The following is a 14,591-nucleotide window of genomic DNA, read 5'->3' on the forward strand; positions in this document are numbered from 1 at the left end:
CGCTCGATCCCCCTCCTCCACGCACACCACGGTCGCGGCTCGATTGTCAGTCCCACCGCCGGTGGCCGGGGTGGGCACGATCCAGGATAGTGCGCCGGGCCGGGTTCCGCTCCCTTGCGGCCCCTGTGCTGCGGCCCTCAGGCGTGACTGGCGGGCTCGATGCGAGAATCAGCTGGTGCCCAACACGTCCCGTCCTGCCTCCGCCACCTCTCGCCCCTTTCCAGCGATGAGTCGGCGCGCGGTGTTCGCGCTGGCAGCAGGGAGCGTCCTGGGGATCACGGCCTGCGGTCCCGTGCGCGTGGGAGGCCCGGCCGAGTACACGCCTCCCCCGCCCGGCATCGATGACCTGTACCGGGTCGACCTGCTCGCGCTGCTGGACCGCACGGTCGCCTCGACGGAGGCGCTGCGGGATCGGGCCGGGGCCGGGACCGGCGCGAGCGACGGAGGTGGCGAGCCGGCCCCGGTGCCCCCGGACGTCGGGGTCACCGATGCCCTGGCGGCGCTGTCCCGCGCACTGCCGGTGCAGCGCGAGGCGCTGCTGACCGGCGCACAGGCCGAGCGGGAGTCGGAGCAGGCGGAGGACCCGGATCCCCACGCCACTACAGCGCCAGCTCCCACCGCCACGGCCACCGACCTGGCGGGTCTGATCGCACTGCTGGTGGAGCTGAGGGAGCTGTGCGTGGACGCGGCTCGTCAGGTCTCCGGGTCCCTGGCCCGCCCCGTGTGCGCACTCGGCGCCCACACCACGTGGGCGGCGGTGCGACTGCACCGGGCCAGCGGGCAGGGCGAGGTCCCCGGGCCGCGGGCGGCGGAGGACATCGCGCCCACGCGTGCGGTCCCGCAGCAGGATCCGCCCTCGATCGGTGCCGAGAGCGACTACCACCAGTACATCGAGGCGGCCCAGGAGCAGGAGTGGTACACCGCCTACGTCCACGAGGTGCTCGCGGCGAGCGCCGAGGGGACCGCGCGCGAGGACCACCTGACAGCGGTGGAGGAGCATCGTGCCCGGGCCGATGCGCTGCTGACCATCGCGAAGGAGGATGGGGCCCCGCCGGTGGAGCGGCAGGCGGTGTACCCGCTGCCGGGCGGCACGCTCTCCGGCCGCAGCGCAGCACAGCTGCCGAGTCTCCTCTCGGACGCTCTGCTGGTGGGGCACGTCTCGCTGGTGGGTGCGGCGCCGTTCGAGCGGCGCGCCGTCTCGATCGAGGCGGCGATGGCGGAGGCGGGTGTGCTCGCGTCCCTGGTGGGCAGGCTGGAGCCGCTGCCGTCCCTGGCCCCGGAGGGGGCTGCCGAGGAGTGAGGACGGGCCCCGAGAGCGGGGCCCGTCCGTGTCCGAGGGCTCAGGCGGGACGTGCCTGCTCCACCACGGCCTGGACCACGTCCTGCGGGGAGACCTCGCGGATCTCCCCGGAGGCACGATCCCGCACCTCCACCACGCCCTGAGCCAGGCCCTTGCCGACCACCACGATGGTGGGCATGCCCAGCAGTTCGGCATCCTTGAACTTCACCCCGGGAGAGACCTTGGGGCGATCGTCGTAGATCACGGTGAGGCCGCGGTCCTCGAGCTGGGTCGCGATGCGCTCGGCCTCTTCGAACACCGCCTGGTCCTTGCCGGTGGCGACCAGATGGACGTCCACCGGGGCGACCTCGCGCGGCCAGGCGAGGCCCTTGTCATCGTGGTAGAGCTCCGCGATGGCGGCCACGGCGCGGGTCACGCCGATCCCGTAGGAGCCCATGGTGACCACCTGGGCCTTGCCGTTCTCGTCGAGCACCTTCAGGTCCAGCGCCTCCGCGTACTTGCGGCCCAGCTGGAAGATGTGGCCCATCTCCATGCCGCGGGTCAGGCGCAGGGGGCCCGAGCCGTCGGGGGCGGGGTCCCCGTCGCGCACCTCGGCGGCCTCGATGGTGCCGTCGGCGGTGAAGTCGCGGCCGTACACCAGGTCGTAGACGTGCTTGTCCTTCTCACCGGCACCGGCCACCCATGCGCTGCCGGGCACCACGCGGGGGTCCACCAGGTAGCGGATGCCGCTAGCACCCTCCAGGCCCAGGCCCTCGGGGCCGATGAAGCCCTTCTTCAGCACCGGGTGCGCGGCGAAGTCCTCGTCGGTGAAGGGCGCGGCCACCGCCGGGGCCAGGGCAGCCTCCAAGCGCTTCTCGTCCACCTCACGGTCGCCCGGGATCGCGATCACCAGCGGCTCGGTGGAGCCGTCGGGATGGGTGAGCAGGTACACCAGGTGCTTGAGCATCTCGTAGCGGGTCCACTCCCCCGACTCCGCGATCGGTCCCCGGCCGGGGAACGCCTGGTTGGAGAAGTCGGTGAGCGCGGCGATGGTGCTGGCCCCGGGGGTGTCCTCGACGTGCATCGCGGGCAGGGCCGCGATCTGCTCCTCCGTGAGCGCCTGCGGGGGCAGCGTGGTGACGGCCTCGACGTTGGCCGCGTAGCCGCCGTCGGAGACCACGAAGGTGTCCTCCCCGATCGGGGTGGGATGCAGGAACTCCTCGGAACGGGATCCTCCCATGGCGCCGGCATCGGCCTGGCAGATCACGGTGGGCAGCCCCAGGCGGTCGAAGGTGCGCTGATAGGCGCCGCGCTGCTTCTCGTAGGAGACGTCCAGGCCGGCATCGTCGATGTCGAAGGAGTAGGCGTCCTTCATGATGAACTCGCGCACCCGCAGCAGGCCCGCACGGGGGCGGGCCTCGTCGCGGAACTTGGTCTGGATCTGGTACAGCATCGAGGGCAGGTCCTTGTACGAGGAGAACAGGTCCTTCACCGCGAGGGTGAACATCTCCTCGTGCGTGGGGGCCAGCAGGTAGTCGGCCTGCTTGCGGTCCTGCAGCCGGAACAGGGTGGGACCGTACTCGTCCCAGCGGCCGGTGGCCTGGTAGGGCTCGCGGGGCTGCAGGGCGGAGAACAGCAGCTCCTGACCGCCGATGGCGTCCTGCTCCTCCCGCACGATCTGCTCCACCTTGCGCATCACCTTCAGTCCCAGCGGCAGCCAGGTGTACACGCCCGGGGCACTGCGGCGGATGTAGCCGGCGCGCACCAGCAGGCGGTGGCTGGCGACCTCGGCATCCGCCGGGTCCTCGCGCAGGGTGCGGATGAACGAGGAGGACAGACGGATCATGGGGCAGGCCTTTCGGTGCGGCGGACGGAGCCGGGTCCATGCTAGCCGCGCCGCCGCACGGATCCGTCCGTCTCGTGCGACCATGGGCGCAGGCACCGATTCACGCATCGCACCCGCAACGGAGGATGCTCTGAGCCCCGACGCTCTTCGCCACGGCCCGCTCGGCCGTTCCAGCGCCCCGGCCAACGGCGGCGCCGGTCGCACTCTCCCTGACCGACGTCGGCTTCTGCGCGGCGCGGGACTGCTGGGGGCGATGGGCGTGCTGGGCACCGGTGGTGTCGCTGCGGTCTCGCGCCCGGGCACTGATTCCCGCACTGTGATCTCCCTGTGGTCTCAGACCGTGGCCTTCGACGGCGCCGGTGAACGGGTGCTGGTGGGGACGCGAGGATCAGCCGCGGCACCCGGGGCCGGGGCGATGCCGGGCACGCCGGTGGCCCGTGGCGCGAGCGGGATGCCCGTCTCCGCACTGCAGCCGGGCACCCGCCTGGTGCGCGGACTGGGCGCCACCCACCCGATCGTCCTCGCCTCCGATGCGTTCACGAAGGCCGCACGGCCGTGGCTGACCGCTGTGCCCAAGGACCTGCGCGACCTCGCCCGTTCCGCCCTGCAGGACCTGTGGGTGCTCTCGGAGGGAATGCCGGCCCCGGTCGCGGCATGGAGTCCCTCCTGGCGGTACGTCTGGCCGCGGGACGCCGCCTTCTGCGCGGTCGCCCTGGCACGGGTGGGGCATGCCGAACGGGCCGCCCAGATCCTGCTGCACCTGCAGTCCCTGCAGGCGCGCGACGGATGGTTCGAGGCACGGTACGAGCCGTCCACGGGAGCCCGGCCGGACTCCCGGCCCCGCCAGCTCGACGGGACGGGACTGCTGCTCTGGGCGGTGGAGGAGGTGCTGGAGGCCGTGGGGCCGAGGGACCGCGTCGACCTGGCCGGGTCCCTGTCGGACCTCGTCGATCGCTCCACCTCCCTGCTGGTGGAGCTGACCGAGGCCGGGACCGCCCTGCCGCCCGCCACCCCCGACTACTGGGAGGTGCGGGAGAAGCACGTCACCCTGTGGACCATGGCGGCGACGCTGCGGGGCCTGCGTGCGGCGGCCGCGCTCACCGCGGAGTCCCCCGTCTCCCGCGCGGCCGAGAGCTTCGAGGCGCTCCTGTACGGCAGCTTCGGCGCGGCCGGGTACCAGCGGTACCGCACCGGCGGGGGCGAGGACTCGGCGCTGGCACTGTTCGACGCCTCCGGCATGCCGGGCGTCGTGCCCGCCCGGCAGCTGCGGTCCCTGCGCTCACGGCTCTCGCGTCCCGGAGGAGGCATCGCCCCCGGTGAGTCCTGGCGGCAGGACGGGGTCAGCTGGACACCGTCCACCAGCCTGCTGGGTCTCGCACTGGCACGAGCCGGCGATCACGCCGATGCTCACGAGGTGCTCCGCTGGCTGGCGGGCCATCGCACCCAGGTGGGGTCGCTGCCCGAGAAGGTGCTGTTCGACGGCCGACCCGCGGAGGTGGCTCCGCTGGCGTGGACGGCAGCGAACGTCCTGCTCGCGATCGACGCGCTCTGACCGGGGCCGCAGCACCTCCCAGGTGACGGGCATCGACCTCCCGGCGGCACCGCCCGGTCGCGCCGTTCAGCGCAGCGACTCGAGGATCTGCGTCACCGCCTGCGCGGGTGCGATCTGCGTTGTGTCGATCGTGAGGGCATCCTCGGGCGCCGCCAGCAGGGGGACCTCGAGCAGGTCCTGAAGGACGGTGGCATCGGTGAGCTTGCTGCGCTGGGCGCGCTCCGGGGCGTCCACCCGGGAGAGCAGAGCGTCCGCATCGGCCGTGAGCCAGACCGGGACGAACCGTGCCCCGCGGCGATGGGCGAGATCGCGCAGCCGCTCGACGTAGGCGGCGTTGCCCGGTCCCTCCGGCAGCCAGATCGTGAAGACGTGGCTGAAACGGACCGGGGCCGCCTCGGTGGCCTCGAGCACCACGTCGAGCACCCGGGCGCGGAGGGCATCGGTGTCCGCGAGGGACACCTCCTCGCCGCGGTTCAGCCCGAGGGGCACGAACACGGCATTGTTGACGAGGTGGTTGTCCACCACGATCGCGCCGCAGCGGGAGGCGAGCTCGCGAGCGATGGTCAGCTTGCCGACAGCCGGCGGGCCCACCAGCAGGTACAGGCAGGCGGGGGCACCCTCGCCGGTGGGGGGCGCGGGGTCGCGGCGCGAGGACGTCATGGATGCAGTGTAGGGGCGCCGAGGATCATCAGTACGGTGGGCGGCATGGACGGACGTGAGAGCTGGATCGAGCAGAACCGTGCCAACTGGGATGACCGAGCGGCGCTGCGGGAGAGCACCGCGGGCCACCGCCGATAGGTCCAGACCAGAACAGATCAGAGCGGACCAGAACCGAGAAGATCAGAACAGGATCGTGGAGAGCTCTGCCACCTGCTCGAAGCCAGCGGCGGCGTAGGCACGCCGGGCGGGCTCATTGTAGTCGTTGACGTACAGGGACACGTGGGGCGCGTGGTCGCGGCGCACCAGCGGGACCAGTTCCGCCATGGCGGCGCGGCCCAGGCCCCGGGAGCGGTGCGAGGGCTTCACCCACACCCCGTGGATCTGCGCGACGTCCTCGAACAGCGCCCCCACATCGGCTTTGAACACAACCTCGGTGCCCTCGAGGACCACGTAGGTGCGTTGCTGGTGGAGCAGCTCGGTGACCCGCGCGCGGTAGCCGCGGCCGCCGTCACCGCGCAGCGGGTCCGCCCCCACCTCCTCGCGGAACATGGCCACGGAGGCGGGGAACACGCGGTCGATCTGGGACGGGACCGCTGCACGGAGACCTGCGCCCATCGGCGCGCCCGCCTCTCCCCTGGCCATCAGCAGGGGCTGACTCCAGCGGTGCTCGCGCACCTCCGCTCCCCACAGCGGCTCCAGGTGGGGCCACAGCTGCTCGACGGCCGCCCGCGGGCCCACCACGGAGCTGGCGCGGCGCGGGCGGGCGACGACGTAGCGGCCGAAGAGGTCGATCGCCTCCTCCGAGGCGCTCATCGGGGACAGGTTCACGCCGTCCCACAGGATGCCCTCGGGATCATGGTCCTCTCCGGCGATCTGGAACTCCCGCCCCAGTGCTCCGGCACGGGCGAGCTCCACCAGGCGTGCGCCGCCCAGGGCGTTGACCACGCGGTCGCGCCGGGCGAGGGCGAGGGAGGGGTTCCAAGCGGACGGGCGTAGGGGCCGCACGCGCGCACCGCGCCGGAACATGACCTGGATCAGCCGACCGAGACCGACGGGGCCCCGCCCGCCTCGGCGGACTCCATCTCGGCCGCGATGCGGTTGGCCTCGGCCAGCAGGGTCTCCACGATCTCGGCCTCGGGCACCGTCTTGATGACCTCGCCCTTGACGAAGATCTGCCCCTTGCCGTTGCCGGAGGCGACGCCCAGATCGGCCTCACGGGCCTCCCCGGGGCCGTTGACCACGCAGCCCATGACGGCCACACGCAGCGGGACCTCGAGGTGCTTGAGCCCCTCGGTGACCTTGTCGGCGAGGGTGTACACGTCCACCTGGGCGCGACCGCAGGAGGGGCAGGAGACGATGTCCAGCTTGCGCGGCTTGAGGTTGAGCGACTGCAGGATCTGGTTCCCGACCTTGACCTCCTCCACGGGAGGGGCGGAGAGGGACACGCGGATGGTGTCACCGATGCCCTCGCTCAGCAGGATGCCGAAGGCGACGGAGGACTTGATCGTGCCCTGGAAGGCGGGGCCGGCCTCGGTGACGCCGAGGTGCAGGGGCCAGTCGCCCTTCTCGGAGAGCTGGCGGTAGGCCTCCACCATGATCACCGGGTCGTTGTGCTTCACGGAGATGCCGAACTCGTGGAAGTCGTGCTCCTCGAACAGGCCGGCCTCCCACACGGCGGAGGCCACCAGGGCCTCCGGGGTGACACGGTCGCCCTTCATCATGCGCTGGTCGATGGAGCCGGCGTTCACGCCGATCCGCAGGGCGGTGCCGTGGTCCTTCGCGGCCTGGGCGATGTCCCCCACCTGGTCGTCGAAGCGGCGGATGTTGCCGGGGTTCACCCGCACGCCCGCACAGCCTGCCTCGATCGCGGCGAACACGTACTTGGGCTGGAAGTGGATGTCGGCGATCACCGGGATGGGGGACTTCGCGGCGATCGCCTTGAGGGCGTCGGCATCCTCCTGGCGCGGGCAGGCCACGCGCACGATGTCGCAGCCGGCAGCGGTGAGCTCCGCGATCTGCTGCAGGGTCGCGTTGATGTCGTGCGTGGGAGTGGTGGTCATCGACTGCACGGTGATCGGTGCGTCGCCGCCCACGGCGATGTCGCCGAGGCGCACCTTGCGGGTCTGCCGACGCGGCGCGAGGACGGGCGGCGGCTGCTTGACGGACGGGATGCCGAGGCTCACTGAAGTCACCGTCCCATTATGACCGCGGGCACCTGGGTGCGGGTGGCGAGCTTCGACACCTCCACCGCACCTGCACAGCGGCAGGCCGCAGCGCAGAGGCAGGTCCAGCACCGCGGTGGCGGGCCCAGCTGCGGGGCAGGCACGCGCCTAGGGGAACAGGCGGATGGGCTTGACGATGTCCGCGTACAGCAGCAGCACCGTCATCACCAGGAGCACGATCGCCACGGCATTGGTCAGCGGCAGCATGCGGGAGATGTCCACCGGCCCGGGATCGGGCCTGCCGCGCAGCCGCGCGATCCGGCGTCGCACCCCCTCCACCAGGGCGCCGGCCACGTGCCCGCCGTCCAGGGGCAGCAGGGGCAGCAGGTTGAACACGAACAGGGCCATGTTCAGCGAGGCCAGCATGGAGATCATGGTGCCGGTCTTCTCCCGCAGCTCGAATCCCGGCTGGTCCGCGGCGGCCACCTCCCCGGCCAGACGGGTCACCCCCACCACGCCGATGGGGCCGCTCGGGTCTCGCTCCCCCGGGCCGAACGCGGCCTTGGCGACGTCCACCAAGCGGGCCGGCAGGGCGATCACCAGTCGGGCGGTCTGGGAGAGGGTGGACCAGGCCAGCTCGGGGACCGCCGCCGGGGACTGCCGCACCAGGTCCGGGGTGCCGGAGACGCCGAGGAAGCCCACCTGCTCGGTGAGCATCGCACCGCTGTCATCGCGCACCACCGCGCCGTTCTCGTCCAGCACCGGGCGGGCATCGACGATGGGCGTGGCCTGGAGAGTGAGCTCCTCGCCGTCCCGCTCCACGACCACGGGCACGGTGCGATCGCCCGCGGCGCGCACTGCCGCGGTGACATCCTCCCAGCGGCGGATCTGGTGACCGTCGATCTCGATCAGGGTGTCACCGGGGCGGATGCCGGCGGCGAGTGCGGGCGCTGCGGGGCGGCCCTCACAGGAGGTGCCCTCAGGGGCGTCGGCCGGCAGCACGCACTCCGAGACCGCCTGCACCGCGGGGGTCACCGCGGGCAGGCCGATGCCGCAGGCCAGCAACCCGATCAGCAGGACCGACAGCAGCAGGTTCATCGCCGGCCCGCCCAGCATCACGACGATCTTGCGGGGCACGGAGAGGGACACGAAGGTGCGGTGCACCTCGGCCGGGTCGTACTGGGCGGCCTCGTACTCCTTGGCATCCTGCGCCATCTGCTGGACGAAGCCGGTGGAGTCCTCGCGCACGGTGCCGGGGGCGTCTCCGCGGTGCGGCGGGTACATGCCGATCATGCGGATGTAGCCGCCCAGGGGGATCGCCTTGATCCCGTACTCGGTCTCGCCACGACGACGGGACCAGACCGTGGGCCCGAAGCCGATCATGTACTGGGTCACGCGCACACCGAAGGCCTTGGCGGGCACCAGGTGCCCGATCTCGTGCAGGGCGATCGAGGCGGCCAGGCCCAGGCCGATGATCACCACACCCAGCAGGGACAGGGCCACCGTCATGGGCGGGACTCCGCGGCGCGAGCAGCGATCGCGGTGCGGGCGGCGGTACGGGCCCACCGCTCGAGGTCCAGCAGCGCCGGGACCCCGTCGGCCGGCTCGACGCGGGGGCGCGCCGGATCGGCCAGCACCGCCTGAATGGTCTCCACGATGCCGAGGAAGGAGAGCTCGCCTTCGAAGAAGGCGGTCACGGCCTCCTCGTTGGTGGCGTTGAGGACGGCCATCGCGCCCCCTCCCTCGCGGTGGGCTCCGCGCGCCACCTGGATCGCGGGGAAGGTCTGCTCGTCGACGGGCTCGAAGGTCCAGGACTGGGCGGTGGTGAAGTCCAGCGGCTGGGCCAGGTGCGGCAGCTTCTCGGGGTGGGCGAGCGCCCAGCCGATCGCGTGGCGCATGTCCGGGGGGCTGGCCTGGGCGATCGTGGAGCCGTCCACCAGGGTGGCCATGGAGTGCACGATCGACTGCGGGTGAACCACCACGTCCACGCGGTCCTCGGGCAGGTCGAACAGGAAGCACGCCTCGATCACCTCGAGGGCCTTGTTCACCAGGGTCGCCGAGTTGGTGGTGATCACCGGGCCCATCGCCCAGGTGGGGTGGGCAAGGGCCTGCTCGGGGGTGACCCGGGCGAGCTGCTCGCGGCTGTGGCCGCGGAACGGGCCGCCGGAGGCGGTGACCACCAACCGGTCCACCTGGTCCGATCGCACCCCGGCCAGGGCCTGAGCGATCGCGGTGTGCTCGGAGTCCACCGGCAGGATCTGCCCTTCGGCTGCGCGCGCGGTCACCAGGGCCCCGCCGACCACCAGGGACTCCTTGTTCGCCAGCGCGAGGCGGGCACCGGAGTCCAGCGCCGCCAGCGTGGGCAGCAGTCCGATGGAGCCGGTGACGGCGTTCAGCACCACGTCACCGGGCCCCAGGGAGCCTGCCAGCTCCACCACGGACTCCTCGCCCGCCTTCATCGCAGGGGCGGGCACCCCGGCATCACGGCAGGCCGTTGCGATGGCGTCCTCGACGACCTCGGCGCGGGCGGCATCGGCCACCGCGACGTGCTCGGGGCGGTGCAGAAGCACCTGCTGCGCGGCGAGCTCGGGGCGGCCTCCTCCCACGGCGATGCCATGCAGATGGGCCACGTCCCGGTAGCGCTGGAAGACCTCGAGGGTCTGGGTCCCGATGGACCCGGTCGAGCCCAGCAGCACCAGGCGCCGGACAGGGCTGCCGGTCACGGCACGGAGGCCATCACGTCCGCCACGTGGTCGAGGTACACGTCCACCACGGCCTCGCGGTAGCCCTCGGCCCCTCGCCGGCGGCGGAAGGCGGCACGGCGCACGTCGTCCACGCTCATCGGGTGGCCCTCGGTGAAGTAGGCGATCAGCTGGTCGCACAGGGCGTCGACGTCGGTCCTGTCGTAGGCGGGCTCGCCCTCGGCCGCAGGCGAGAACCGCTCCCCCGCGGGGCGCTCGAGGCGCTCCTTGAGCGATTCGGCGCGGCGGGTCAGCTCCGCCACCCATGCCTCCTCGCCGCGCTCGGCGATGGCGTCGTCACGGGCCTGCAGGGCGAAGGCGTCGGAGAGCCGGTCCAGGGCCTCGTCGACCACCCGCATGTCGTAGCCGCCGCGCTCGGTGCCGAAGCTGACCGAGGAGATGTCGTTGCCGGAGAAACCGGCGTCGCGGCCCTCGTAGGCGGTGCGGGCGCGCGCGAGGAACTCGTCCACCTCGTGCGTGTCGTAGCCGACGCTGAAGCGGGAGACGCGTTCGAACGATGTGCTCACCAGTGGGTCCTTCCTCGGCGGGGTCGCGGTCCCACTGTAGCGGCGTGGGGGGCGCGGTTCGTGCAGGGCGGGCGGGTCATTCCGGCCGGGATGCGACGGCCTCGACCCGAGCCACCCGGGCCTCGCGATCGGCGCGGTGCTCGTCGGTCTCGATCACCTCGGCGGCCAGCTGCCCGCAGGCACCGTCGATGTCCGAACCGCGGGTGTCGCGAATGGTGGCGGAGATGCCGTTGTCCCGCAGGGTCTCCACGAACTTCTTCTCCACCAGCGGGTCCGAGGCTGTCCACTTCGATCCCTTGACCGGGTTCAGGGGGATGGGGTTGACGTGGACCCAGTGGGCGCCGCCGTGGGCGATCAGCCTGTCGGCCAGCAGCTGGGCACGGTGGGCCTGGTCGTTGATGTCGCGGATCAGCGCGTACTCGATGCTGACGCGGCGCCCGGTGACCTGGAAGTACTCGTGGGCGGCGGAGAGGATGTCGTCCACGTCGTACCGGGTGTTGATCGGCACCAGTTCGTCGCGCAGTGCGTCGTCCGGCGCGTGCAGGGACACGGCGAGGGTCACGGGGATCCTCTCGGCCATCAGCTTGCGCACCGCGGGGGCCAGCCCCACCGTGGAGACGGTGATGTGGCGGGCGCCGATGCCGAAGCCCTCGGGGGCCGGGGCGTTGAGGCGACGGCAGGTGGTGGCCACGGGACGGTAGTTGGCCAGTGGCTCCCCCATCCCCATGAACACGATGTTGGAGACGCGGCCGGTGCCACCGGGGATCTCGCCCGCGGCGAGCATGCGGTTGGCGATCCGCACCTGCTCGATGATCTCGGCGGCGGAGAGGTTGCGGGTCAGGCCCATCTGTCCGGTGGCGCAGAAGGGGCAGTTCATGCCGCATCCCGCTTCGGAGGAGATGCACAGGGTGATGCGGTCCGAGTAGCGCATCAGCACCGACTCCACCATGGAGCCGTCGAAGAGGCGCCACAGGATCTTCTGGGTGGCGCCGTGATCTGCGGACTGGCGGGAGACCGGGGTGAGCAGGGTCGGGAAGAACCGCTCGACGAGCTCCTCGCGACGCTCCCGGGGGAGGTCCGTCATCAGCTCCGGATCGGTGGTGAAGTGCTCGAAGTAGTGGACCGAGAGCTGCTTGGCGCGGAAGCCCGGCAGGCCCATCTCCTTCACGGCCTCGATGCGCTCCTCGAGCGTGAGGTCGGCCAGGTGGGCCGGCGGCTTCCCGCGACGGGCCGGCCGCAGCTGCAGCTGCCCGGGCGCCAGGGCGACCTTCTGCCCGGGGATCGCCTCACGGGACAGATCGGGGTTCCGGGCCGAGGAGGTGCGCGGCGGTCCGGCGGGCTCGCGGGGCGCACCGGGGTCGGCAGCGGTGGAGGAGGTCGGGGGCTGAGCGTTCACGGAAGCAGGATCTCCAGCATGATGTAGGTGGTCGGCGCGGCCAGCAGGATCGAGTCGAGCCGGTCCAGCATGCCGCCGTGCCCGGGCAGCAGGTGCCCCATGTCCTTGATGCGCAGATCGCGCTTGAGCAGGGATTCGGCGAGGTCGCCGCCGGTGGAGACGACCACCAGCACCAGTCCCAGGATCGCGCCGATCCACCATGCCTCATCCAGCACGGTCACCGTCATGATGATCGCGGCGGCCGCCCCTGCCACGAGGGAGCCGGCGAAGCCCTCCCAGCTCTTCTTGGGGCTGATGCTCGGCGCCATCGGGTGGGAGCCGAAGAGCACTCCGGCGACGTAGCCGCCGGTGTCGTTGGCCACCGGGACCAGCACCGCCAGCAGCACCAGCCACGGCCCGCCCTCCTGGGCGAACAGCAGCAGGATGAAGCAGCCCAGGAACGGCACCCAGGCCAGCGCGAACACGCCACCGGTCACGTCGCGCAGAGCGGTCAGGCCCATCGACTCGCTGACCCGCCACAGGATCAGCACGCACACGGCAGCGGCGGTGGAGACGATCAGCCCGCCCACACCGTAGGAGACCGTGGAGACCACCATGCCGATCACCCCCACCAGCAGGGGGACAGCGGGGACCCTCAGCCCCCCGTGGGACAGGGCGCGGGTCAGCTCCAGCATGCCCAGGCACAGTGCGATCGCCACCACCACCGGGAAGGCCCGAGGCACGGCGAACACGGCGCCCAGCAGGATGCCTCCCATGACCAGTCCCACCGCGATCGCGGCCGGGAGGTTGCGGCCCGGGCCGCGCCGCTTGGCGTGGACCGCCGGCACCTCGGGGTCCGTCCGGGGCGCGATCAGCCCGGCCGGCGACCCGAGCGGTCCCGCGGGATCACCCGCCGTCGCCGCCGGGACCGCCTCGAGGGTGCTCGAGGCGGCCTCACGGCGCGAGTCGGCGGTCACAGGGCGGCTCGGGACGACGACGGGCAGCGCCGTCAGATGGTCTCGAGCTCGGTCTCCTTGGCCGCCAGGGCCTGATCCACCTGCTCGACGTACTTCTTGGTGAGGACGTCGAGGTCCTTCTCCGAGCGCACGCCCTCGTCCTCGCCCACCAGCTTGTCCTTGACCAGCTTCTCGAGGGCCTTCTTGGCGTTGCCGCGGGTGCCGCGAACGGAGACGCGGCCGTCCTCGGCCTTGGTGCGGGCCAGCTTCACGTACTCCTTGCGGCGCTCCTCGGTCAGGGCCGGCAGCACGATGCGCAGGTTGTCACCGTTGTTGGTGGGGTTCACGCCCAGGTCGGACTCGCGCAGGGCGGTCTCCACCGCTGCCATGGCGGTCTTGTCGTAGGGGGTGACGATGACGGTGCGCGCCTCGGGGAAGTTCAGGGAGGCCAGCTGGTTGAGCGGGGTGGGAGCGCCGTAGTACTCCACGTTGATCCCCTGGAACATCGCCGCGTTCGCACGGCCCGTGCGGATGGTGGTGAACTCCTCCTTGGTGACCTCGACGGACTTGGCCATCTTCTTCTCGGCGTCCTTCAGGATGCTTGCGATGTCGTCGCTCACGGTGTGCTCCTCGAATCGTTGGGGTGGTGGGTCCATTGTCCCGCAGGGAGCGGGCGGCGGCGGGACTCAGCCGCCGGTGACGACGGTGCCGATGCGGTCGCCGCGCAGGGCCCGGGTGATGTTGCCCGGCTCATCGAGCCCGAACACCATCATCGGCTGGCTGTTGTCCATGCACAGGCTGAAGGCGGTGGCGTCCACGACCTTGAGGCCGCGCTGGAGGGCCTCGCTGTAGGTGACGGCCGCGAGACGCTCGGCCTGAGGGTCCGTGCGGGGGTCGGCGGTGTAGACGCCGTCCACGCCGTTCTTGGCCATCAGCACCTCCTCGCAACCGATCTCCAGGGCGCGCTGCACAGCCACGGTGTCGGTGGAGAAGTAGGGCATGCCCGCGCCGGCGCCGAAGATCACCACGCGGCCCTTCTCGAGGTGACGCACGGCGCGCAGGGGGATGTACGGCTCAGCGACCTGCCCCATCTCGATCGCGGTCTGCACCCGGGTGCTCACTCCCCGCTGCTCCAGGAAGTCCTGCAGGGCCAGGCAGTTCATGACCGTGCCCAGCATGCCCATGTAGTCGGCGCGCCGACGGTCCATGCCGCGCTGGGAGAGCTCGGCCCCCCGGAAGAAGTTGCCGCCGCCCACCACGATCGCGCACTGCACGCCCTGAGCGACGCCCTCGGCGATCTCGCCGGCGATGCGGGAGACGACATCGGGGTCCACACCGACCGCTCCGCCGCCGAAGGCCTCGCCGGAGAGCTTCAGCAGCACTCGCCGACCGTCGGCCCGCCTCGGCATCACAGGGATCGGGGAGGTGATGGTCTGGGTCATGTCAGTCCTTCCGCGCGCGTGGTCCTGGGCGATGATACCGGCGCGGGGGGG

General features: G+C 71.9%; 13 protein-coding genes. 2 read left to right on the plus strand and 11 right to left on the minus strand.

Annotated features, from left to right (window positions below):
• Nucleotides 1–175 precede the first annotated feature (175 nt).
• Entirely contained in the window at nt 176–1,300 is a 1,125-nt protein-coding gene (locus M3B01_RS13100) for a ferritin-like domain-containing protein (RefSeq protein WP_259792729.1), read from the plus strand.
• A 40-nt stretch (nt 1,301–1,340) separates the two neighbouring features.
• Here M3B01_RS13100 and M3B01_RS13105 read toward each other — a convergent pair whose 3' ends face one another.
• On the minus strand, nt 1,341–3,125 hold the full coding sequence (locus M3B01_RS13105; protein ID WP_259792731.1) for a proline--tRNA ligase: 1,785 nt from the start codon (nt 3,123–3,125) through the stop codon (nt 1,341–1,343).
• An 82-nt stretch (nt 3,126–3,207) separates the two neighbouring features.
• Between M3B01_RS13105 and M3B01_RS13110 the strand changes: the two genes are divergently transcribed.
• Nucleotides 3,208–4,677: a hypothetical protein gene (locus tag M3B01_RS13110; protein WP_259792734.1), complete on the plus strand. Its 1,470-nt coding sequence runs from the start codon at nt 3,208–3,210 to the stop codon at nt 4,675–4,677.
• 66 nt (nt 4,678–4,743) lie between these two features.
• Here the strand turns inward: M3B01_RS13110 and M3B01_RS13115 are convergent, their stop codons facing one another.
• The 10 genes from M3B01_RS13115 to pyrH all read right to left on the minus strand — a co-directional run bounded on the left by M3B01_RS13115 (nt 4,744) and on the right by pyrH (nt 14,540).
• Nucleotides 4,744–5,337 carry an AAA family ATPase gene (locus M3B01_RS13115; protein ID WP_259792737.1) on the minus strand — a complete coding sequence of 198 codons (594 nt, stop codon included), beginning with the start codon at nt 5,335–5,337 and terminating at the stop codon, nt 4,744–4,746.
• A gap of 180 nt (nt 5,338–5,517) precedes the next feature.
• A complete protein-coding gene (locus tag M3B01_RS13120; RefSeq protein WP_259792739.1) occupies nt 5,518–6,342 on the minus strand; it encodes a DUF4081 domain-containing GNAT family N-acetyltransferase in 825 nt (274 codons plus the stop codon).
• 29 nt (nt 6,343–6,371) lie between these two features.
• Nucleotides 6,372–7,529 carry a flavodoxin-dependent (E)-4-hydroxy-3-methylbut-2-enyl-diphosphate synthase gene (gene ispG, locus M3B01_RS13125; protein WP_193865395.1) on the minus strand — a complete coding sequence of 386 codons (1,158 nt, stop codon included), beginning with the start codon at nt 7,527–7,529 and terminating at the stop codon, nt 6,372–6,374.
• Nucleotides 7,530–7,667: 138 nt separating this feature from the next.
• Nucleotides 7,668–9,008: an RIP metalloprotease gene (locus M3B01_RS13130; protein WP_259792743.1), complete on the minus strand. Its 1,341-nt coding sequence runs from the start codon at nt 9,006–9,008 to the stop codon at nt 7,668–7,670.
• The gene (dxr, locus tag M3B01_RS13135; RefSeq protein WP_259792744.1) at nt 9,005–10,222 is read right to left on the minus strand and encodes a 1-deoxy-D-xylulose-5-phosphate reductoisomerase; all 1,218 of its coding nucleotides are present in this window, start codon (nt 10,220–10,222) and stop codon (nt 9,005–9,007) included. The genes M3B01_RS13130 and dxr overlap by 4 nt, the downstream gene beginning before the upstream one ends.
• Nucleotides 10,219–10,767 carry a DivIVA domain-containing protein gene (locus M3B01_RS13140; protein ID WP_193865398.1) on the minus strand — a complete coding sequence of 183 codons (549 nt, stop codon included), beginning with the start codon at nt 10,765–10,767 and terminating at the stop codon, nt 10,219–10,221. The genes dxr and M3B01_RS13140 overlap by 4 nt, the downstream gene beginning before the upstream one ends.
• Before the next feature lie 76 nt (nt 10,768–10,843).
• Nucleotides 10,844–12,163, minus strand: coding sequence for a 23S rRNA (adenine(2503)-C(2))-methyltransferase RlmN (gene rlmN, locus M3B01_RS13145; RefSeq protein WP_396123373.1), 1,320 nt, complete (start codon nt 12,161–12,163; stop codon nt 10,844–10,846).
• Nucleotides 12,160–13,119 (minus strand): phosphatidate cytidylyltransferase, encoded by a 960-nt coding sequence (locus tag M3B01_RS13150; protein WP_259792746.1) that lies wholly within the window; start codon nt 13,117–13,119, stop codon nt 12,160–12,162. The genes rlmN and M3B01_RS13150 overlap by 4 nt, the downstream gene beginning before the upstream one ends.
• A 32-nt stretch (nt 13,120–13,151) precedes the next feature.
• Nucleotides 13,152–13,718, minus strand: coding sequence for a ribosome recycling factor (frr, locus tag M3B01_RS13155; RefSeq protein ID WP_193865400.1), 567 nt, complete (start codon nt 13,716–13,718; stop codon nt 13,152–13,154).
• Between the two features lie 66 nt (nt 13,719–13,784).
• Nucleotides 13,785–14,540 (minus strand): UMP kinase, encoded by a 756-nt coding sequence (pyrH, locus tag M3B01_RS13160; RefSeq protein WP_193865401.1) that lies wholly within the window; start codon nt 14,538–14,540, stop codon nt 13,785–13,787.
• Nucleotides 14,541–14,591 lie beyond the last annotated feature (51 nt).

This window comes from Brachybacterium sp. p3-SID957, from assembly GCF_025144775.1.
GTDB lineage: Bacteria > Actinomycetota > Actinomycetes > Actinomycetales > Dermabacteraceae > Brachybacterium > Brachybacterium epidermidis.